Genomic DNA, 19,039 nt, shown 5'->3' with positions numbered 1-19,039 from the left:
ACTCGCTGTGACAGGCGACATAACAACAAGGTCGGGTTTCCCGCCCCATGATCAGGAGGTTTTGATGGCTCGATACACTCTCGTTCCCTCCCATGCCCTCACCGACGATGCGGTGGTGCATCGCTTCCGTCAGGGGCTACCGCAGCGGGTCACCATGGAAGACCCGGCCGTGGACGTGATGACGGACTTTCGTCGGGTGGAGGCCGTCACCGTCTCTCCCGAAACCGCCATGGATGCCGCGCTGCAGAAGATGATCCACTCCGGGGTGCGTCTGCTGATCGTGGTCTCCGACGACGATCAGATCCAGGGTGTGGTCACCGCCCGTGACATCCTGGGCGAGCGCCCGGTGAAGGTGGTGTCCGACGAGCGCATCGCCCACAACGCGCTGGCGGTCAAGCACGTGATGACTCACCGCAACGACATCAGCGCCATCGATCATTACGACGTGGTGCTGGCCCGGGTCGGGGACATCGTTGCCACCCTGCGGGAGGCCGGGCGTCAGCATGGTCTGGTGGTGGAATTCGAGAATGGCCGCGAAGTGGTGCGTGGCGTGTTCTCGCTGACCCAGATCGGGCGTCAGCTGGGGGTGGAGATCTCCGCCGAGGGGCCGGTGCAGAGCTTTGCCCAGATCGAGAAGCTGCTGAATCGATAAGCTACATACAAAGAACCCCGCCGATGGCGGGGTTCCTGTCTGCGGATTCGGTGCATGCCAACCCGACGGGTCGAACGGGACCCGTACGGATCAGGATCCAGCCATCCCTGACGTCAGGCGGGCTTGACGTTGGAAGCCGCCAACCCCTTCGGGGTCTTCTGGGTTTCAAAGGTCACCTTCTGGCCTTCGGCCAGGGTCTTGAAACCGCTCCCCTCGATTGCGGAGAAGTGGACAAAGATATCCTTGCCACCGTCGTCGGGCGTGATGAAACCAAAGCCCTTGCCTTCATTGAACCACTTCACGGTACCGGTCAGCACTGCGTATTACCTCGTAGGAAAAAATATACTCGCAGCGTTCCTGCTGAAACCGGCGGCGGTCGATTGCCTTGAAAAGACAGGCGGACTTCCGTGCATGGTGATTAACAGGGCAACTGCGCCTCTCATCATACGCCCGGCCTTGGCGGGGCGCCATCACTAATTTGCCCTGATTGTTTTTCAATTTCGTGATGTATGTGCGGAAATTGCAAACTCCGTCACAAACAGGACGGTTACCCCGTTGCTTCCTGCTTCACCGGAACTGTTCCCATGCCGCCAACTTTTATTCTCCATCGCCGCCTGATCTGCCTGGAAGCCCTTGAGGTTTCAGGGAATGTCAAGGTGGCGCAGTGGTGCGCCGACCTGCCTGCCGGCAGCCGGGTGGCCTGGGTCGGGGGGGCGCCTCCGGTGGCTGTCGAGCATGTGCCGCTGTCCCGGGCCGACAGCCTGCTGGGCAGGGATCTGGATGCCCTGGTCTTCGATGCCGCCGCCGGGCTGTCCGCCGATGCCCTGGGCGCCGCCTCCGGGGCACTGCGGGGTGGGGGCGTCCTGCTGCTGATCCTGCCTGCCGCCAAGAACCCTCCAGACTCCCTGTTCCTGCACCGTTTCCGGCAACAACTGCAACGTGCCGCCGTGCCGTTCCTTGGACCGGATACGGCGGTGTCATCATGGCCCGTGCCCCGGGACCGGCCACCTCCAGATCCGACTGGGGACCCCTGCCTGACCGAAGATCAGCGCGATGCCGTGCAGGCCGTCAGGGATCTTGCCGAAGGACGGGCCGCGCCCGTGCTGGTGATCACGGCCGATCGCGGCCGCGGCAAGACCGCGGCTCTGGGCATTGCCGCGGCACGACTCATGACGGCCTCCCGGCCCGATGGCGATGGCATTCATATCGGCGTGACCGCACCCCGGCTCTCGGCCCTGGGACCGCTGTTCGAGCAGGCCAGGGGGCTGCTTCCCCCCGTTGCGGTACACGAGCCGGGGCGACTGCGCCTGGGGGCGTCGACGCTGCAATATGTCCCGCCCGATGGCGTCCCCGACCCGGTCCCGGATCTGATGCTGGTGGACGAGGCCGCGGGCATCCCCATGCAGTGGCTGGATCAGTGGCTCACCGCCTGTCTGGCGGCCCGCCGCCCCATCGCCTTCACGGGGACCATTCACGGCTACGAGGGGGGAGGGCGGGGATTTGCCGTGCGCTTTCGCCGCACCCTGGCGCGGCGCGTGCCCGATACCCGTTATCTGCATCTGGAAACCCCGGTGCGCTGGGCCGTGGATGATCCGCTGGAGGCCCTCATGGCCCGCGGTCTGATGCTGGACGCGGAGGCGGCGGAGGATGCGTCCATGACCGACGCCCGGCCCGTGACCTGTGAGCGCAAAGCCTTTTCCCGCGGGCGGCTGGCCGGGGACGAGGCCCTGCTTGGCGATATTTTCGGTCTGCTGAGCCTGGCCCATTACCGCACCCGTCCGTCGGATCTGCAGCGGATGCTGGATGACCCGGCCCTGAAGGTGGTCGGCCTGATGCACCGGGGGCGGGTGGCCGCCGTGGCCCTGCTGGCGGATGAAGGTGAACTGGTGGCGGGGCTGTGCCGGTCCGTCTGGGCGGGAGAGCGTCGTCCCCAGGGGCATTTTCTGCCCGTGAGTCTGATGCTTTACGGCGACATGCCGCCCTCGGGGGGGATGCTGCGCTATCGCCGCGTGGTGCGTATCGCCGTCCATCCCGCCGCCCAGGGACGGGGGTTGGGCACTGCCCTGTTGCAGGCCCTGGTCGAGGAGGCACGGGAGGCGGGCATCGACCTGATCGGGGCCGGTTTCGGCGGAACGGACCCGTTGCTGCGTTTCTGGACCGGGCAGGGTTTTTGTCCGGTGCGGGTGGGGGTGAAGCCGGAAGTGAGCAGCGGGGGCTGGGCGGTGACCGTGCTGCAGGCCCTGACCACGGAGGGGCAGGGGGTGCTGGACCCGGTGCGGGCCGGGTTTGGCCGCACCCTGCCGATGCTGTTGTCCGATCCCCTGCGGGGGATGGCGCCGGATCTGGCGGCCGGCCTGTTCCAGGGCCTGAAGCTTCCGCCCCTGTCCGGTGAGGATCGCCGGGTGATTGCCGCCTTTGCCCGGGGGCGGCGGGTCTATGAGGCCTGCCTGCCCGCCCTGCATGCCGGTGTGATTCGCGGCCTGGCGGCGTCCACCAAATCCCTGGAGGAAGACCACAGGGATGCCCTGGTGATGCGGGTGATCCAGCAGCGCCCCTGGGAAACGGTGGCACGGCATCTGGGGGTGTCCGGACGCAAGCCGGTGATCACGGTGCTGCGCCGTGCCGTCGCCGGTCTGCCTGATGATGGTTGAGCGGCGGATTTTTTCTTGCGATCTTCGTCGCGTCTGCCTAATATCGGACTCAAGCTCTCAACAAACCCCGAGCACTCCAGACACATGATTCACAGCGTAGTCAGCTTCCTGGTACTGGTAGTCGTGGACACACCACGGCCCGGGGGCTTGTTGCGCTGACGATCCAGCAACACTGATCAGAATCCAAAAAACCCCGGGCCTTGAAACCCGGGGTTTTTTATTGCCCATGACTTTTTCGTCAACCGACATCACCGCAGGAGATATCGCCCATGCCCGCCGACGCCGACACCGCTTCACCCCACCCAATGTCGGACAGCCCCACCCGAAATGGTGCCTGGGTGGTTCTGGAGGTGCTCAAGCGACATCGGGTGGAGACGGTGTTCGGCTATCCCGGCGGCGCCATCATGCCCCTCTACGATGCCATGGCCCAGGATGCCGCCCCCATCCGCCATATTCTCACCCGCCACGAGCAGGGGGCGGCATTTGCCGCCAACGGCCATGCCCGCGCCAGCGGTCGTCTGGGGGTCTGTATCGCCACCTCCGGACCCGGTGCCACCAACCTCATCACCGCCGTGGCCGACGCCCACATGGACTCCATTCCCCTGCTGGTGATTACCGGCCAGGTACCCACCGGCCTGCTGGGCACCGATGCCTTCCAGGAGACCGACGTCCTGGGTCTGACCTTACCCATCACCAAGCACAGCTACCTGGTGCGTCATGTGGACGAGTTGGAAGCCGTCCTGGAAGAGGCCATTCATCTGGCGCAGGAAGGGCGCCCCGGTCCGGTGTGGGTGGATATCCCCAAGGATGTGCAGCTGGCCCCCGCCCAGCTGTCCTCCGGTTCGGCTCTCGGGCACCGGACATCCGGCGAGGCCGAGACACCGGACGAGGCGGCACTGGCCCGCGCCCTCGACCTGCTGGGTGCCGCCCGGCGACCGGTGATCTATGCCGGTGGCGGTGTCGCCCTGGGCCATGGGGTGGCGGCATTTCGTGATTTCGTCGCCCGTACCGGCGCGCCGGTGGTGACCACCCTGAAGGGGGTCGGTCTGCTGCCGCCCGATGATCCCCTCAACCTGGGCATGTTGGGCATGCATGGCGCCCCCTGTGCCAACCGGGCGGTGCAGGCCTCGGACCTGTTGCTGGTGGTGGGTGCCCGTTTCGATGACCGTGCCACCGGCCGCCTGGCGGCCTTCGCCCCCGACGCCCGGGTGATCCACCTGGATGTGGATGCGGCGGAAATGGCAAAACTGCGGGCGCCCGAAGTGGCCCTGGTGGGAGATCTCAATCAGTGGCTGCCGCGCCTGGCCCTGCCGCTGTCCATTGATGACTGGCGCGAGCGGTGTGCCCGCTCCCGCCGGACGGAAGGGTTCAGGCTGCCGCCGGAGCGGCCCGAGGGCGGTTTCCCGGCCCTGCGGTTCCTGGATGCCCTGTCCCGCCGGGCCGGGGATCAGACCTATGTGGCCTGTGACGTGGGGCAGCACCAGATGTGGGTGGCCCAGTATTACGGCTTCCATCATCCCCGCCGGCACCTGACCAGTGGTGGCCTGGGTGCCATGGGCTTCGGCCTGCCGGCGGCCATCGGTGCCCAGCTGGCCCACCCCGACGCCCGGGTGATCAACGTCAGCGGTGACGGCTCCTTCATGATGAACGTGCAGGAGTTGGCCACCCTGGGTCGTTACGGACTGCCGGTGAAGATCGTGCTGTTCGACAACCAGTACCTGGGCATGGTGCGTCAGCAGCAGGAACTGTTCTACGAGGGCCGCCTGTCCTCGGTGGATCTGTCCGACAACCCGGATTTCGTTCAGGTGGCCAGGGCCTTCGGCATTCCGGCCCGCCGCTTCGAGGGCGCGGATGCCATGGAGGCGGCCATCCGGGCCTGTCTGGAAACCCCCGGGCCGTTGCTGCTGCACCTGCCCATTGAACGTGAACAGAATGTCTGGCCCATCGTCGGGCCGGGCATGTCCAATGACCAGATGATTCAGGAGGATGTGGCATGAGCCATCAGTTCCAGTTGTTCGCCCGCCCGGCCGAGGGCAGCCTTGAGCGGATCCTGCGCACCGTGCGTGCCCGCGGGTTCGAGGTGCAGGACATGAACGTGCGCCTGGAGGGCGGGCGTTACCACGTGCGCCTGCGGGTGGCTGGTCGGCGGGACCCGGGGATGCTGGCCCGGCAGTTGGAAAAGCTGTGGGATGTGGAACACCTGGCGGCCCTGCAGGCGGCGCCGGAGGCCCGCGAGTCCCTGGGCCGGGTGAGCGCGGCGTAGCCGGGAGCGGCTACGGCTCAGGCCTTCACACGCCCCAGCGGATCATCCGGGTCCACCTCGTCGCGAAACGGTTTCTTGCGGTCGATGTGGGTGTACTGGTAGACGTTGCCCATCCAGTTGTTGATGACGGCCTCGGCGGTGTCGTGCCAAGTGTTGTCCAGATGCTCGCAGATGAGCTGTTCCGGGAAGTCGGGGGGTGTGGTGCCCCGTTTCAGGGCCAGGTCCAGGCGGTCCCGGTATTCTTCCAGGATCGCCTGGCTGCGGGGGCAGAAGTAGTTGTCCACGAAGGGCGGGTAGTCCTTGCGCTCGCCCCGGGCATAGCGGGCCACCTCCCGCTTGTATTCCTTGAGCAGGCTGATGATGTCGTACTCCGGATGCCCCTGGAAGAAGACGATGCGGAACTCGTCCTCGCTCACCGCCAGATGCACCCCGGCCTCCTCGCTTTCCACCAGCACCTTGAGTCCGGCGGCCTCGAACTGCTTCCGTGAGATGTGGTTGAAACGGGAGTGGGGCACGTCGAAGCGGGTATTGACCCCGGCCACCAGGGGGTGGGTACGATCCACCACCCGGTGGGGGTAGACCCCCCAGCGCTTGAAACCCAGCGGACTGCGGGTCTGGCCGTAGCGGAACTGCATCACCGCGTGGGTGGCCAGGCAGGAGCACAGGGTGGAGGTGACATTGGCGTAGGCCCAGTCGATGACCTGGGCCAGCGGCTCCCAGAAGGGCTCCAGGGACAGGTCCGGCTGGGTGACATTGGCGCCGGTGATGATGAGGGCGTCCAGCCCCTGTTCCTGGATCTTTTCCAGCGGCTCATAGTACCGGGCCACGTGCGCCCGACCCTGGGGACCCCGTTCCAGGGCGTCCAGGGTGAAGGGATGGATGTAGAACTGGGCAATCTGGTTGCTTTCCCCCACCAGACGGCAGAACTGGCGCTCCGTGGCCGCCAGGGCGGCATCGGGCATCATGTTCAGCAGCCCGATGTGCATGGCGCGGATGTCCTGCTTGAGGGCATAGTCCGAAGGCAGTACCGTCTGACCTTCCTGCTTCAGGCGCGAGAAGGTGGGCAGTTCCGAATGGGCAACGAGCGGCATGGCGGGTGTCCTGACTGCGGGTTTGACGGGAAGGGTCGAAGGCCGTGGCGTCAGCGCTCCGGGCGCTGGCTGTCCAGGGCCTGTTCGATCAGACTGTTGAAATCCGCTTCGGTGCGGACCTGGGCGATGGCATCGGAATTGATGGTGTAGCCATAACGCCTGGCCAGGGCCTCGTAGCGGGGTAGACGATCCCGGAACAGGCGTGGGAAGGTCCAGCGCACAAAATCGTCCGGATCCATCTGGGCCACGTATTCCAGTTGCTTCTCTTCCAGATAGCGGGCCAGTTCCCGGTCCAGGAAGTCTTCCCGGTAATACAGGGGCTTGGGGCTTTCCTCGGCGCGGCGGATCAGTTCCTGCTCGTTGGCCTCGGTGGCCTTGATGTAGATGATCAGGGTGTGTTCCGCCAGCAGTTCCATGACACCGGGGTCATCCAGTTCGCAGACGCTGCCGCCGGCGTCGTTGATGACGTGATCGAAACCATAGATATCCTGGGCCTTGAGGATGAACTCGGGCACATCGCGCATGGCGGCCACTTCGGCGTCATGATGCAGACGCTGGCGGCGCTTGAACTCCCTCAGGGAGAGGCCTCCCCGTTCGGGATTGCCCAGCTTGCCGAGAAAGCTGGAGACCGGCTGCAGGTTGTCCACCGACAGGTTATTGACGATGCTGATGGAGTCGGAGCGCAGCAGTTCCTTGAGAAAGGGAATGTGCATCACCTGGCGCTTGATGTTGTCCAGGATCGGCTCATCCAGATAGCGGCTGCCGATACGGTAGTCCCCGGAGAAGTGAAACCAGTGGGCGCGGCGGAGCTGGTGGGCGAGGCGGGTCTTGCCCACGCCGGACATGCCCAGCAGGGTGATGGACTTGTTCTTCCAGTGCCGGTATTCGGAGGCCGTGAGTCTCAAGGGGGGATTCCGTCATTGATGAATGGATCGGGCCGCATTTTACGGGATACGCCCGCAAAGTGGCGATCCTCGCCGCCCCGATCCCCGTATCTGCCCTGCGTTACAATGGGACTTTATTTTACCGGATATTCCCCATGCCTCTGCTCGTCTTTCGCAATATCAAGCTCGGTTTCGGTCAGCATCACCTGCTGGACGGCGTGGATCTGTCCATCGAGCCGGGGGAGCGCCTGTGCCTGGTGGGACGCAACGGGGTGGGCAAATCCACCTTCATGCGCCTGATCACCGGCGACATGCAGGCCGACGACGGCGAGATCGTGCGTCGAGACGGTCTCAGGGTGGCCATGCTGGAGCAGGCGGTGCCGGAGGGGCTTGGCGGCAGTGTCTTCGACGTGGTGGCCGACGGGCTGGGCCATGTGGGCGAACTGGTGCGTCGCTATCACCGGCTGGTGCATGACCTGGGCGAGCGGCCCGACGACCCCCAGGCGTTGCAGGCCCTGGAGCGTTGCCAGCATGAACTGGAGGCGGTGGGCGGCTGGACCCTGGAGCAGCGGGTGGAGACGGTGCTGTCACGCCTGGAACTGCGGGGGGAGGCGCCCTTCGACAGTCTTTCCGGCGGGCTCAAGCGCCGCGTGCTGCTGGCCCGCGCCCTGGTGACGGCGCCGGATCTTCTGCTGCTGGACGAACCCACCAACCATCTCGACGTGGATGCGATCCAGTGGCTGGAAGGTTTTTTGCTAGGGTTCGAGGGCAGCCTGCTGTTCATCACCCATGACCGGGCTTTTCTGCGTCGTCTGGCGACCCGCATCATCGAGCTGGATCGGGGCCGGCTCACCAGCTGGCCCGGCGACTATGACACCTACCTGCAGCGCAAGGCCGAGGCCCTGGAGGCGGAAGAGCGCCAGAACGCCCTGTTCGACAAGAAACTGGCCCAGGAGGAGGTCTGGATCCGCCAGGGGATCAAGGCCCGGCGGACCCGCAACGAGGGCCGGGTGCGTGCCCTCAAGGCCCTGCGGGCGGAGCGGGCCGAACGTCGGGAGCGTCTGGGCACCGCCCGCCTGCAGACCCAGTCGGCGGCCCCATCCGGACGCATCGTGGTGGAAGCCGAGAACCTGTGCTTCAGCTACGCCGGGAAACCGGTGATCCGTGACTTCTCCAGCCTGATCCTGCGGGGTGACAAGGTGGGCATCATCGGCCCCAACGGCGTCGGCAAGACCACGTTGCTGCGGCTCTTGCTGGGGCAGTTGCAGCCCGATGCGGGCACGGTGCGCCAGGGAACACACCTGGAAGTGGCCTATTTCGATCAGCACCGGTCCGCCCTGGATGAGGAGGCCAGCGTGGTGGACAACGTGGGCGAGGGTCGTGACCGGGTCACCGTGGGCGGCGAGAGTCGCCATGTGCTGTCCTGGTTGCAGGATTTCCTGTTCGAGCCGGCCCGTGCCCGCCAGCCGGTGAAGGCCCTTTCCGGAGGCGAACGCAACCGCCTGCTGCTGGCCAAGCTGTTCACCCGGCCCGCCAACGTGCTGGTGCTCGACGAACCCACCAATGATCTGGATGCGGATACCCTGGAGATGCTGGAGTCCCGCCTGGTGGAGTTTGACGGCACGGTGCTGGTGGTGAGCCATGACCGGGACTTCCTGGATAACGTGGCCACCAGCGTCATCGCCTGGGAAGGGGAGGGGCGTTTCCGGGAGTATGTGGGCGGTTACAGTGACTGGCTGCGCCAGCGCCCGGCTCCCAGGGGGGCGCCCGCCGAGCCGGCGCGGCCGGCGGCTGCCCCGGCGCCGGCATCGAAACCGGCGCCACGGGTGGTGAAACTCAGTTACAAGGAACAGCGTGAACTGGAGGCGCTGCCCCAGCGGATCGAGACCCTGGAAGAGGAACTGGCGGGGATTCAGACCACCCTGGGCGATCCCGCCTTCTATCAGCGCGGCGGTGACGAGATTGCCGCCATGCAGTCGGCCCTGGCGGACAAGGAAGCGGAACTCAATACCGCCTATGCCCGCTGGGAAGACCTGGAAGGGCGTTCCAGGGGATAGTGTGCATCAGGCCGACTTCTTCTTCGGCGTGTCCGTGTTCGCGTCGGGGTCGAACCGGAGCTTGTCGCCACAGCTGCGGCAGTAGTAGATCCGCTCTCCCCGCTGGGCGTTGCCATGTCGTCGCACCCCCAGGGCATAAACCCGGCAGGTACAGCGGTAGGGATAGGTCCTGACCTGGCGGGTGGGGATCAGGCTGAGATCGGTATCATGGGTGACACGGGGCTCGAATCCCAGTCTCGTCATCACTTCCTGCCATTCCGGGCCATGGGGGCGGCGACGTCCGGCGCCCAGGCCGAAACGGCGGTAGATCACGCTATGGGCCACCTCGTGGGCGATGGTGTCTGGAAAATGATTGTGCCAGTCGAGGGCAAAGATGTGGGGATTGAAACGCAGCGACTCCCGACCCGCCGTCACCCGCCATTGACCCGCCGCCCGTCCACGCAGATCCAGGCGTACTTCGGGAGGTGTTTCCTGAAGCCGGTAGAGTCGTGCCGCGCGGGCGTACAGCTCTCGGGCCTTGTCCTGGATGTTTTGTTGTTGTTCGGGATTGAGGGGCATGGGCAGTCAGCATTCGGATGATTCGAGGACCGATTGTGAAGCGGGGTTGGTCGGATCGCAACGACTGGTTTCGACATCGGCGGGTTGTCCGTGTTCCGGAACATGGGGTGACTTAATCCTGTATCTCTCCCGCATCTTGAGTTTTGACAGCTGTGTCGTTGCGAGGCGGTCACCGGTTTTTCCGAACTGAATTGAGTATTTCGTGGTTTTGACATTTTCAATGGGGTCGCGGAAAATGGCGCCACTCAGGAAGAGTCCTTTCCGGCTTTACTAATCATGTATGCCCAAAGTGCATCGGGTTCTTGGAACCCGATGCACTTTTTGTTTTCAAAAAAAACGTTATTTGAATCTCTGAAATTTTTGGGAGTTGTTAAGAATGAATAATATCCTGGACAGCATGTCTGCCGAAGAGCTCTATGTGCTGGCCCGTCAGCGGGAGGAGCAGGAGAAGGAGCGTGAAGCCAAGGCCCGGCGCGAACAGCTGGAAGCCCTGCAGGCCCGGCGCAAGGAAGTGGTGGCCCGCCAGGCCGCCGAGCTGGCCGCCATCGACAAGGAAATCAAGGCGCTGGGCGGTCGTACCGCGTCACGCCGCAAGGCTTCCGCCAAGGGCGGTGCAGGCGCCGGCAACGGCAATGCCAATCTCAGTCGCATGGTGGTTGATATCATCAACGAGCAGGGCGAGATGAGCACCAAGGAATTGAAGAGTCGACTGGCTTCCCAGGGCGTCGAAACCCGTAACATCAGCCAGACCCTGGCTTACCTCAAGCGCAACGGCCGCCTGCGCAACACCGGACGGGGAATCTACGCCGCCGCCTGAGGCTCCGGCACTGTCGGGCACCCGGTCACGGGTGCCCGCAAGGGCCTTCCCAGGGCTTGAGACCGCCGTCGGCGCATTTTTTTTGCCCTTCACGGGAGGTATTTCGGATCAGCCCTGATTTCGGCAACGATTTGATGCAATGGAAAAAATCCCGTTTTTCCCGAGGGGCTTTTCCGGCTCGGGCGGGGTTGGGCATGCATAACGCTATAGCATGTGAGCCACTAAGCGGATAGACTGGCTCCTGTGTGGTGGTGCGGGTTGTCCGTTTAACGTCGGCACGGGAACCGCTGCATGGAGCTGTAGTTAACTTGAAAGATCAGATTGAGGTTTAGTCAATGTCTACCGGTACTGTTAAGTGGTTCAATGAAACGAAGGGTTTTGGCTTTATCGCCCCTGCAGACGGTGGTGCCGACGTGTTCGTGCATTACTCTGCCATCAACTCCGATGGCTTCAAGACCCTGGCTGAAGGCCAGAAGGTCAACTACCAGGTTCAGCAGGGTCCCAAGGGCCTGCAGGCCGTCAATGTGACCATCGACGCCTGAGTTCTGTCCCTGCTAGAGCTGGGATCCTTGCATGAGGGTCCCAGCTCTTTTTTTTTGGCCCGTCCGCTCGGTCTTTTCTCCAGCTATCCTCCGGGCCTGTACCGGCAGTCATCCGATGACACGCCTCTGATTTTCGCCGGACAGGGACGTTCTTCCCGTACCTTTGAACATCTCCCCGCAAAGTGCCGAGGGCGCTTCCCTGCGCCCTTGGTGTTCGCCATTCAGTGATCGTTGGCGGCACCAGGGCCATGGGCATGGCCGTGGTCCAGCTCTTCCGGGGTGGCGTCCCGTACCTCATGGATCTTCACCTGGAAATTCAGGGTGACGCCGGCCAGTGGATGATTGGCATCGATGACCACGTCGTCCCCGTCGATGGCGGTGATGGTGACCACCTGCATGCCGCCATTGTCACCGCCGGCATGGAACTGCATCCCCACCTCCAGCTCATCCACCCCCTGGAACTGACTGCGGTTGAGGGTGTGAACAAGGCTGTCGTCCCGCTCTCCATAGGCCTGTTCGGGGGCCACTTTCACTTCCAGTTCATCACCGGCCTGCTTTCCCTCCAAGGCCTTTTCCAGCCCGGGAATGATGTTGCTGGCACCGTGGAGATAGGCGAAAGGCGCCTGTTCGGATGACTGGTCGATCACGCGGCCTTCTTCGTCGGTAAGCGTGTACGCGATGCTGACTACCTTGTTGCTGCCGATCTGCATGAGGCCGATCCTCTGATTCTTTATGAATGAAGCGCCAGTCTAACGCGCCTGGCATGTATAGATCACCCGCGGAACACAAGAACTCCGTCAGTCCAGGTGCAATTGTCCCGACTCCACCCGCATGGCGCGTTCTCCCTGCAACCATTGCAGCAGGGTCTTGCCCGCCAGGCGGGCGCGCCAGCCCTTGAGCAGGGCGCAGTCGGCATTGCCGGCGACCAGGCTTTCCACATCCTTGCGGGTGGCGATGGCCGCCGGGCTGATATCGTTCAGCTGGGCCTGATGGCGCAGCAGTCCCATGGCCACGTCCGCCAAGGCCTCCTGGGCCGGTGACAGCTGGACCCGGGGCGGCAATACGGGCCATGCCTCTTGCGGGCAGGACAGGCCCGCGCGCACCAGATCCAGCAGGGTCTGGCTGTGCCGGCGCAGGGTCTGTTCCTGCAGGCCCCGGATGCGCTCCAGGTCTGCCGGGGTGGAGGGCTTGCGGCGAGCCAGATCCAGGATCACCTCGTCCTGCAGCAGCCAGCGGCGGGGCCGGTCCGCCCGCATGGCCTCCTGCTCGCGCCAGCGGGCCAGTTCCCGGGCGATCGCCAGCTGGATGCCGCGCAGGGTGTTGATGCCCTTCAGGCGGCGCCACATGGCGTCAGGAGCCGGCTCGTAGCCGGCCGGATCGGCGAGGCGCCGGAAATCCTCCTCCAGCCAGGTCAGGCGGCCACTGCGTTCCAGGGCGTCACGGATCCGGGGGTAGGCCTGGGCCAGATAGCGGACGTCATCCGCCGCATAGGCCAGTTGCTCGGGGTCCAGTGGACGACGGGCCCAGTCGGTGCGGGAATGGCCCTTTTCCAGTTCCACCCCCAGCACGGCCTGGATCAGCTTGCCGTAACCGATCTGATCACCATGACCCAGCAGGGAGGCGGCCACCTGGGTATCGAATATCGGCGCGGGCACGGTACCGTCCCGGTGGTAGAAGATCTCCAGATCCTGTCCCGCGGCGTGCAGAACCTTGAGCAGATCGGGCCGCCGGAGCAGCCTGTCGAGCGGGGCCAGGTCTTCCAGGGCCAACGGGTCGATGCAGGCCACCAGATCGGGGGTGGCGACCTGGATCAGGCAGAGTTGGGGATAGTAGGTCTTTTCGCGGATGAACTCCGTGTCCAGGGCAAGCCAGGAGCAGGACTCCAGGTCGCGGCAAAGGGCTTCGAGGGCCTCGGGGGTGTCGATAAAGCGTGCATGGTCCATGGATGGGTCACGGTCTCCTGCCGGAGGCGGGTCTTGGCTCCGGTCTGTGGGCTTGGCCTGGCGGGCCTTCGGGTCGATAGTATACCGTTGACACCATCACACTCCCTTCGGTTGCACAAGGATCCCACCCATGTCTTTGCATCGATGGTTGTTCCACTGCCTGTTGCTGATCGCCCTGATCCTGCCCTTGCCGGCTTGGTCCGGACAGCCGTGGCTGGCGCCCCATCTTCAGGATCACCCGCTGGTGGGGCAGCGCTGGTCCCATCATGATTCACTCGGTGATGACGGCGCGGACCTGATCGACGATCTGCGACGGGCGGATTTCCTGCTGCTGGGAGAAGTCCACGGCAATCCGGATCACCACCGCCTGCAGCTGACCCTGGTGGAGGCGATGACGGATCGCAAGCCGGCTCTGGTGTTCGAGATCTTCGACCTGGAGGATCAGCCGGCCATCGATGCCTATCGGGCCGAGGGAGGGCGTGACGCGAATGGGCTGGCGGAGCGGACCGGGGTGATGGGGCGGCAATGGCCCTGGGACGAGTACCGGGCGCTGGTGCAGCATGCCCTGAACCACGGGCTGCCGATCATCGCCGGGAATCTCTCCGGCAGTGCCGCCCTGGCGGTGGCCCGCGAGGGCTTCCAGGTGCTGGATGAGGCCCTGTCGGATCTGGGGTTGGACGCACCGTTGCCCGATGAGGCCCTGTCGACCCTGACCCGACGCATCCTGGATGCACACTGTGGTTATCTGCCCGAGACCCGGGCGGCGGGCATGGTCAACGCCCAGCGCGCCCGGGATGCCTACATGGCCCGGCGCATGGCGGCCGTGACGGGGCGGCCGGCCATTCTCATTGCCGGCAGTGGTCATGTCCGGCTGGACCATGGGGTGCCCCTCTATCTGCATCGGCAGGCCCCGGAGCGGACGGTGCTGAGTCTTGCCTTTGTGGAGGTGAGGGAAGAGGCGGCGTCGATGGCCGACTATGCCTCCGCCACGCCCCAGGTCCATCACTGGGTCTGGTTCACGCCGAGGCTGCGCATCACCGATCCCTGTGATGACTTTCGTGAACAACTGGAGCGGATGCGGTCGGGTTGACCCGGGGCACTCAGGCCAGGCTCAGGCACCAGCGGCGACGTATCCGTCGCAGGAGCACGAAAATCAGCGGCCACAGCAGGATGCTGGCGGCCAGCGGGGCCCAGTACAGCCAGGTGCCCGGCGCATGTCCGGTGATGCCGTAGACCCATAGCACCATCAGCTTGAACAGGGCCAGCAGGGCGCCGACGGTGATGGCCTGCTGCCACAGGGGGTAGACCCGGATTCGCTGATGCAGGCGGATGCTGATCCAGGCGATCAGCGCCATGGCCAAGGCGTGCTGACCCAGCAGAGCACCCTTGGTCACGTCCAGCAGCAGGCCGAGGAGCCAGGCGGTACCCACGCCCACCCGTCGCGGCAGAGCCATGTTCCAGTAGATGACCGTCATGGCCACCCATTCCGGACGCCAGTGGATGGCCCAGTCCGGCAGCGGCAGGATGGTCAGCACAAAGGCTGCAAGGAGGGTCAGGGGGATGACCAACAGCAGGCCGCGGATTTTATCCATGGTCCTCCTCCGTGGCTGCCGGGGTGTCCGTGTCAGCGGGCGAGGTCGGCCCGTTCCGGCGCCCCCCGTCGGCCGGCCACAGCAGCAGCACCTCCCGGGAGCGGTCCAGTCTGGCCATCGGCCTCGCCTCCACCACGGCGAAGGGTTCGCCGGAAGGGCGTTCGACCCGGACGACCCGCGCCACCGGATAGTCGGCGGGGAAACGTCCGCCCAGCCCCGAGGTGCTGATGATGTCGCCGGGCTCGATGTCCTCGCTGGGGGGGATGAAGCGCAGCGACAGGCGTTCGGGATTGCCGGTGCCGACCGCCAGTGTGCGCAGGCCGGTGCGGTTGACCTGGACGGGCAGGGCGTGGCTGGGATCGGAGATCAGCAGGGCGACACTGTGCAGGGCGTTGACTTCCAGGATCTGCCCCACCACGCCGGCGGCATTGATCAGGGGCTGGCCCGCGTAGACGCCGTGAAAATGCCCCTTGTTGACCAGAACCTGCTGTCGGAACGGGTCCAGATCCACGGACAGCAGTTCCGCGATCACCACTTCCTCCCGCAGGCGCGTGGAAGTGTCGAGCAGTTCCCGTAGCCGGGCATTCTCCGTTTCCAGGGCTTCGAAGCGCAGCAGCAGGCTGCGCATCCGGAACTGTTCTTCGCGCAGGGCGCGGTTTTCGGCGATCAGGGTCTGGTGGGTGGAGAACTGTTCCCGTATCCAGTCACCGGTCCGCACCGGCAGGTCCGCCAGATACTGCACGGGATACACCAGCAGGGCGAGGGTGGTCCTGGCCTGCTGCAGGTGGTCGTGGCGATGATCCAGGGTCATGATCACCAGGGACAGGATCACACACAGTGCCAGCCGAAAAGCGGGAGACGGCCCCAGGTTGAAGAGCGGCTGTTTGATAGCAGGCCCTCCTGCGGCAATGAATCCATGGGGTGCGACGGGACGGACCCGTCAGGGTCCGCCGGGTGAAGGGGGAGTGGCGGCGCCGGGTGTCGGGACTATTCGATGGACAGGAAATCGGCACCGTGTTCGTCCAGCATCTCCAGCACCTTGCCGCCGCCGCGGGCGACACAGGTGAGCGGGTCGTCGGCCACCACCACGGGGATGCCGGTCTCCTCCATCAGCAGGCGGTCCAGATCCCGCAGCAGGGCGCCGCCGCCGGTGAGCACGATGCCCCTTTCCGCCACGTCGGAACCCAGTTCCGGCGGGGTCTGTTCCAGGGCCGTGCGCACGGCACTGACGATACCGTGCAGGGGTTCCTGCAGGGATTCGAGGATCTCGTTGCTGTTGAGGGTGAATGCGCGGGGCACGCCCTCGGCCAGATTGCGGCCCTTGACCTCGATTTCCAGCAGTTCCTTGCCCGGGTAGGCGGAGCCGATCTCGTGCTTGATGCGCTCGGCGGTGGCCTCGCCGATGAGGATGCCGTAGTTGCGACGCACATAGGAAATGATGGCGTCATCGAAGGTGTCCCCGCCGATGCGCACGGAGGCGGAATAGACAATGCCGTTGAGGGACAGCACGGCCACTTCGGAGGTCCCGCCGCCGATGTCCAGCACCATGGCGCCGCGAGCCTCGTCCACCGGGATCCCCGCGCCCACGGCGGCGGCCATGGGTTCTTCCATCAGGTAGACCTTGCGGGCACCGGCGCCGGCGGCGGACTCGCGGATGGCGCGTCGCTCCACCTGGGTGGCGCCGCAGGGCACGCACACCAGTACGCGCGGGCTGGGCCGGAACAGATGGTTGCTGTGCACCTTGCGGATGAAGTGCTGCAGCATCTTCTCGGTGGTGGTGAAGTCGGCGATGACGCCGTCCTTCATCGGGCGGATGGCCTGAATGTTCTCCGGCGTCCGACCGATCATCTTCTTGGCCGCCGAGCCCACCGCCTCGATGGAGCGGGGGCCGCCGGGACCACGGTCCTGACGGATGGCCACGACGGATGGCTCGTTGAGCACGATACCCTTGCCGCGCATGTAGATCAGCGTGTTGGCGGTACCAAGATCAATGGAGATGTCGTTGGAAAGGAGACCGAGTATGCGGCTGAGCATGATGGTTTTTGGGCGTCGCCTGCGAAAGGCGCTACTCTAGCAACCGGGGGAGGCTTTGGGCAAGGCATGGACTATGCTACTTTAATCGGCTTCACAATGAATATCGGACACATTCCGGAGCGCGCCATGTCCCTGTCACAAGAACAGGTCAAGAAGATCGCCCACCTGGCACGTCTGAACGTGCGGGAAGAGGACCTGGACACCTACGCCCGCACCCTGTCGGACATCCTTGACTTCGTGGAGCAGATGGAAGGCGTGGATACCGAGGGCGTGGAGCCGATGGCCCATCCCCTGGAACTGTCCCAGCGCCTGCGTGCCGACGCGCCCACCGAGCCGGACCGGCGGGCGCATTTCCAGCGTATCGCCCCGGCGGTGGAGGACGGCCTCTACCTGGTGCCCAGGGTCATAGAATGATCAGGGGTGGGTCGCCCGCCGCGGCCAGCCTGACCTGCACAACGGCCTTCAAACACGGAATTTCCCATGCACGACAAGACCCTCGCTGAACTTGCCGCCGCCCTCGGGGACGGCAAAGTGTCCAGTGTTGAACTCACCGAGCACTTTCTGCGGCGCATCGAATCCCTGGATAATCGTCTCAACAGCCTGATCACCGTCACCGCGGAGCAGGCCCTTGAGACGGCCCGGGCCGCCGACGCCGCCCGGGCCAGAGGCGAGGCCGGGCCGCTGACCGGCGTGCCCATCGTTCACAAGGACATCTTCTGCACCGAAGGCGTACGCACCTCCTGCGCCTCCCGCATGCTGGACAACTTCATCTCCCCCTACGATGCGGGGGTGGTGGAGCGCTTCAAGGCCGTCGGCTGCCCGGTGCTGGGCAAGACCAACATGGACGAGTTCGCCATGGGGTCTTCCAACGAGACCAGTTACTACGGTCCGGTGAACAATCCCTGGGACACCCAGCGGGTGCCCGGTGGCTCCTCCGGGGGTTCCGCCGCCGCGGTGGCGGCCCGCCTCGCCCCGGGGGCGACGGGGACCGATACCGGCGGCTCCATCCGCCAGCCGGCGGCCCTGACCGGTATTACCGGCCTCAAGCCCACCTACGGACGGGTCTCCCGCTGGGGCATGATCGCCTTTGCCTCCAGTCTGGACCAGGGCGGCCCCATGGCCCGTACCGCCGAGGACTGCGGCCTGATGCTCAACGTCATGGCCGGTTTCGACGAGCGGGATTCCACCAGCCTGGAGCGCCCGGCTGAAGACTTCAATGCCCGCCTCAATACCACCCTCAAGGGCCTGAGGATCGGCCTGCCGCGGGAGTTCTTCGGTGAGGGCATGGATCCGGGCGTGGCCCGGGTGATCGATGAGGCCATTGATTTCTACAAGAAGCTGGGGGCCGAGTTCGTCGAGGTGGCGTTGCCCCATTCCGGTCTGTCGGTGCCGGTTTACTATGTGGTGGCGCCGGCGGAGTGTTCCTCCAACCTGGCGCGTTTTGACGGCGTTCGCTACGGTTACCGCTGCGAGGACCCCAAGGACCTGATGGACCTCTACATGCGCTCCCGGGGGGAAGGCTTCGGACCCGAGGTGCAGCGCCGCATCATGGTGGGTACCTATGCCCTTTCGGCCGGGTATTTTGATGCCTATTACCTCAAGGCCCAGAAGATCCGCCGCCTGATCGCCGACGATTTTCGCCAGGCCTTCGAGCAGGTGGATGTGATCCTGGCGCCCACCACCCCGACCACGGCCTTCCGCCTGGGCGAGAAGACCGCCGACCCGGTGACCATGTACCTGTCGGACGTCTACACCATCGCGGTCAATCTGGCCGGACTGCCGGCCATGTCCCTGCCCGCCGGTTTTTCGGAGGGACTGCCCGTGGGCATGCAGTTGATCGGCAACTATTTCGACGAGGCTCGCCTGCTGGGAGTGGCTCACCAGTACCAGCTGGGCACCGAGTGGCATCAGATGGCCCCCGCGGGCTTTGAATAACTGTTTAGACCTGGGGTCTG

General features: G+C 65.0%; 19 protein-coding genes. 10 read left to right on the top strand and 9 right to left on the bottom strand.

Annotated features, from left to right (window positions below; genetic code table 11):
* Positions 1 to 64 precede the first annotated feature (64 nt).
* A complete protein-coding gene (locus ACLF6L_RS13915; protein ID WP_008931348.1) occupies positions 65 to 652 on the top strand; it encodes a CBS domain-containing protein in 588 nt (195 codons plus the stop codon).
* 113 nt (positions 653 to 765) lie between these two features.
* Here the strand turns inward: ACLF6L_RS13915 and ACLF6L_RS13910 are convergent, their stop codons facing one another.
* Positions 766 to 969 carry a cold shock domain-containing protein gene (locus tag ACLF6L_RS13910; RefSeq protein ID WP_200175598.1) on the bottom strand — a complete coding sequence of 68 codons (204 nt, stop codon included), beginning with the start codon at positions 967 to 969 and terminating at the stop codon, positions 766 to 768.
* A gap of 267 nt (positions 970 to 1,236) precedes the next feature.
* Between ACLF6L_RS13910 and ACLF6L_RS13905 the strand changes: the two genes are divergently transcribed.
* The 3 genes from ACLF6L_RS13905 (at position 1,237) to ACLF6L_RS13895 (ending at position 5,566) form a co-directional block, all read left to right on the top strand.
* Complete coding sequence (locus ACLF6L_RS13905; protein WP_412851908.1) at positions 1,237 to 3,303, top strand: tRNA(Met) cytidine acetyltransferase TmcA; 2,067 nt, start codon at positions 1,237 to 1,239, stop codon at positions 3,301 to 3,303.
* 269 nt (positions 3,304 to 3,572) lie between these two features.
* Positions 3,573 to 5,300, top strand: a complete 1,728-nt coding sequence (gene ilvG, locus ACLF6L_RS13900; protein WP_338081466.1) for an acetolactate synthase 2 catalytic subunit — start codon at positions 3,573 to 3,575, stop codon at positions 5,298 to 5,300.
* Positions 5,297 to 5,566, top strand: coding sequence for an ACT domain-containing protein (locus ACLF6L_RS13895; protein ID WP_200175604.1), 270 nt, complete (start codon positions 5,297 to 5,299; stop codon positions 5,564 to 5,566). The genes ilvG and ACLF6L_RS13895 overlap by 4 nt, the downstream gene beginning before the upstream one ends.
* A gap of 17 nt (positions 5,567 to 5,583) precedes the next feature.
* On the opposite strand, the gene metA is transcribed toward ACLF6L_RS13895, so the two are convergent.
* Both metA and ACLF6L_RS13885 read right to left on the bottom strand, forming a co-directional pair.
* Positions 5,584 to 6,657 (bottom strand): homoserine O-succinyltransferase MetA, encoded by a 1,074-nt coding sequence (metA, locus tag ACLF6L_RS13890; RefSeq protein WP_412851907.1) that lies wholly within the window; start codon positions 6,655 to 6,657, stop codon positions 5,584 to 5,586.
* Positions 6,658 to 6,707: 50 nt separating this feature from the next.
* Positions 6,708 to 7,562 carry an ATPase gene (locus ACLF6L_RS13885; RefSeq protein WP_238616327.1) on the bottom strand — a complete coding sequence of 285 codons (855 nt, stop codon included), beginning with the start codon at positions 7,560 to 7,562 and terminating at the stop codon, positions 6,708 to 6,710.
* Positions 7,563 to 7,696: 134 nt separating this feature from the next.
* Here ACLF6L_RS13885 and ACLF6L_RS13880 point away from each other — a divergent pair, with 134 nt between their 5' ends.
* Positions 7,697 to 9,598: an ATP-binding cassette domain-containing protein gene (locus ACLF6L_RS13880; RefSeq protein WP_238616326.1), complete on the top strand. Its 1,902-nt coding sequence runs from the start codon at positions 7,697 to 7,699 to the stop codon at positions 9,596 to 9,598.
* 6 nt (positions 9,599 to 9,604) lie between these two features.
* Here ACLF6L_RS13880 and ACLF6L_RS13875 read toward each other — a convergent pair whose 3' ends face one another.
* Positions 9,605 to 10,156, bottom strand: a complete 552-nt coding sequence (locus ACLF6L_RS13875) for a SprT-like domain-containing protein (RefSeq protein WP_008931340.1) — start codon at positions 10,154 to 10,156, stop codon at positions 9,605 to 9,607.
* A 376-nt stretch (positions 10,157 to 10,532) separates the two neighbouring features.
* Here ACLF6L_RS13875 and ACLF6L_RS13870 point away from each other — a divergent pair, with 376 nt between their 5' ends.
* Together ACLF6L_RS13870 and ACLF6L_RS13865 are read left to right on the top strand one after the other, a co-directional pair.
* Positions 10,533 to 10,973 (top strand): hypothetical protein, encoded by a 441-nt coding sequence (locus ACLF6L_RS13870; RefSeq protein WP_238616325.1) that lies wholly within the window; start codon positions 10,533 to 10,535, stop codon positions 10,971 to 10,973.
* 335 nt (positions 10,974 to 11,308) lie between these two features.
* Complete coding sequence (locus tag ACLF6L_RS13865) at positions 11,309 to 11,515, top strand: cold-shock protein (protein WP_008932428.1); 207 nt, start codon at positions 11,309 to 11,311, stop codon at positions 11,513 to 11,515.
* A 221-nt stretch (positions 11,516 to 11,736) separates the two neighbouring features.
* On the opposite strand, the gene ACLF6L_RS13860 is transcribed toward ACLF6L_RS13865, so the two are convergent.
* Together ACLF6L_RS13860 and rnd are read right to left on the bottom strand one after the other, a co-directional pair.
* Positions 11,737 to 12,225, bottom strand: a complete 489-nt coding sequence (locus ACLF6L_RS13860; RefSeq protein ID WP_008932429.1) for an FKBP-type peptidyl-prolyl cis-trans isomerase — start codon at positions 12,223 to 12,225, stop codon at positions 11,737 to 11,739.
* An 87-nt stretch (positions 12,226 to 12,312) separates the two neighbouring features.
* Positions 12,313 to 13,458, bottom strand: a complete 1,146-nt coding sequence (gene rnd, locus ACLF6L_RS13855) for a ribonuclease D (RefSeq protein WP_412851906.1) — start codon at positions 13,456 to 13,458, stop codon at positions 12,313 to 12,315.
* 130 nt (positions 13,459 to 13,588) lie between these two features.
* On the opposite strand from rnd, the gene ACLF6L_RS13850 reads away from it, so the two are divergent.
* A complete protein-coding gene (locus ACLF6L_RS13850) occupies positions 13,589 to 14,548 on the top strand; it encodes a ChaN family lipoprotein (RefSeq protein WP_412851905.1) in 960 nt (319 codons plus the stop codon).
* 10 nt (positions 14,549 to 14,558) lie between these two features.
* Here ACLF6L_RS13850 and mreD read toward each other — a convergent pair whose 3' ends face one another.
* The 3 genes from mreD to ACLF6L_RS13835 form a co-directional block, all read right to left on the bottom strand.
* Positions 14,559 to 15,050: a rod shape-determining protein MreD gene (gene mreD, locus ACLF6L_RS13845; RefSeq protein ID WP_238616322.1), complete on the bottom strand. Its 492-nt coding sequence runs from the start codon at positions 15,048 to 15,050 to the stop codon at positions 14,559 to 14,561.
* The gene (mreC, locus tag ACLF6L_RS13840) at positions 15,043 to 15,882 is read right to left on the bottom strand and encodes a rod shape-determining protein MreC (protein ID WP_238616321.1); all 840 of its coding nucleotides are present in this window, start codon (positions 15,880 to 15,882) and stop codon (positions 15,043 to 15,045) included. Before mreC ends, mreD begins: the two co-directional genes overlap by 8 nt.
* A 155-nt stretch (positions 15,883 to 16,037) precedes the next feature.
* Positions 16,038 to 17,084 carry a rod shape-determining protein gene (locus ACLF6L_RS13835; RefSeq protein WP_238616320.1) on the bottom strand — a complete coding sequence of 349 codons (1,047 nt, stop codon included), beginning with the start codon at positions 17,082 to 17,084 and terminating at the stop codon, positions 16,038 to 16,040.
* Positions 17,085 to 17,210: 126 nt separating this feature from the next.
* On the opposite strand from ACLF6L_RS13835, the gene gatC reads away from it, so the two are divergent.
* Together gatC and gatA are read left to right on the top strand one after the other, a co-directional pair.
* The gene (gatC, locus tag ACLF6L_RS13830; protein ID WP_008932435.1) at positions 17,211 to 17,498 is read left to right on the top strand and encodes an Asp-tRNA(Asn)/Glu-tRNA(Gln) amidotransferase subunit GatC; all 288 of its coding nucleotides are present in this window, start codon (positions 17,211 to 17,213) and stop codon (positions 17,496 to 17,498) included.
* 66 nt (positions 17,499 to 17,564) lie between these two features.
* Positions 17,565 to 19,019 carry an Asp-tRNA(Asn)/Glu-tRNA(Gln) amidotransferase subunit GatA gene (gene gatA / locus ACLF6L_RS13825; RefSeq protein ID WP_238616319.1) on the top strand — a complete coding sequence of 485 codons (1,455 nt, stop codon included), beginning with the start codon at positions 17,565 to 17,567 and terminating at the stop codon, positions 19,017 to 19,019.
* The last annotated feature ends 20 nt before the right edge of the window (positions 19,020 to 19,039 follow it).

Origin of the sequence: Ectothiorhodospira shaposhnikovii (assembly GCF_047222355.1) — a bacterium.
In the GTDB taxonomy this organism is placed as follows: domain Bacteria; phylum Pseudomonadota; class Gammaproteobacteria; order Ectothiorhodospirales; family Ectothiorhodospiraceae; genus Ectothiorhodospira.
This window is presented reverse-complemented; position numbering and strand designations above follow the sequence as displayed.

Excerpts from the sequence above, each read along its gene's own strand:
- ACLF6L_RS13915 (WP_008931348.1), top strand. The coding sequence starts at position 65 with ATGGCTCGATACACTCTCGTTCCCTCCCATGCCCTCACCGACGATGCG.
- ACLF6L_RS13905 (WP_412851908.1), top strand. The coding sequence starts at position 1,237 with ATGCCGCCAACTTTTATTCTCCATCGCCGCCTGATCTGCCTGGAAGCC.
- ilvG (WP_338081466.1), top strand. The coding sequence starts at position 3,573 with ATGCCCGCCGACGCCGACACCGCTTCACCCCACCCAATGTCGGACAGC.
- ACLF6L_RS13895 (WP_200175604.1), top strand. The coding sequence starts at position 5,297 with ATGAGCCATCAGTTCCAGTTGTTCGCCCGCCCGGCCGAGGGCAGCCTT.
- metA (WP_412851907.1), bottom strand. The coding sequence starts at position 6,657 with ATGCCGCTCGTTGCCCATTCGGAACTGCCCACCTTCTCGCGCCTGAAG.
- ACLF6L_RS13880 (WP_238616326.1), top strand. The coding sequence starts at position 7,697 with ATGCCTCTGCTCGTCTTTCGCAATATCAAGCTCGGTTTCGGTCAGCAT.
- ACLF6L_RS13875 (WP_008931340.1), bottom strand. The coding sequence starts at position 10,156 with ATGCCCCTCAATCCCGAACAACAACAAAACATCCAGGACAAGGCCCGA.
- ACLF6L_RS13870 (WP_238616325.1), top strand. The coding sequence starts at position 10,533 with ATGAATAATATCCTGGACAGCATGTCTGCCGAAGAGCTCTATGTGCTG.
- ACLF6L_RS13865 (WP_008932428.1), top strand. The coding sequence starts at position 11,309 with ATGTCTACCGGTACTGTTAAGTGGTTCAATGAAACGAAGGGTTTTGGC.
- ACLF6L_RS13860 (WP_008932429.1), bottom strand. The coding sequence starts at position 12,225 with ATGCAGATCGGCAGCAACAAGGTAGTCAGCATCGCGTACACGCTTACC.
- rnd (WP_412851906.1), bottom strand. The coding sequence starts at position 13,458 with ATGGACCATGCACGCTTTATCGACACCCCCGAGGCCCTCGAAGCCCTT.
- ACLF6L_RS13850 (WP_412851905.1), top strand. The coding sequence starts at position 13,589 with ATGTCTTTGCATCGATGGTTGTTCCACTGCCTGTTGCTGATCGCCCTG.
- mreD (WP_238616322.1), bottom strand. The coding sequence starts at position 15,050 with ATGGATAAAATCCGCGGCCTGCTGTTGGTCATCCCCCTGACCCTCCTT.
- ACLF6L_RS13835 (WP_238616320.1), bottom strand. The coding sequence starts at position 17,084 with ATGCTCAGCCGCATACTCGGTCTCCTTTCCAACGACATCTCCATTGAT.
- gatC (WP_008932435.1), top strand. The coding sequence starts at position 17,211 with ATGTCCCTGTCACAAGAACAGGTCAAGAAGATCGCCCACCTGGCACGT.
- gatA (WP_238616319.1), top strand. The coding sequence starts at position 17,565 with ATGCACGACAAGACCCTCGCTGAACTTGCCGCCGCCCTCGGGGACGGC.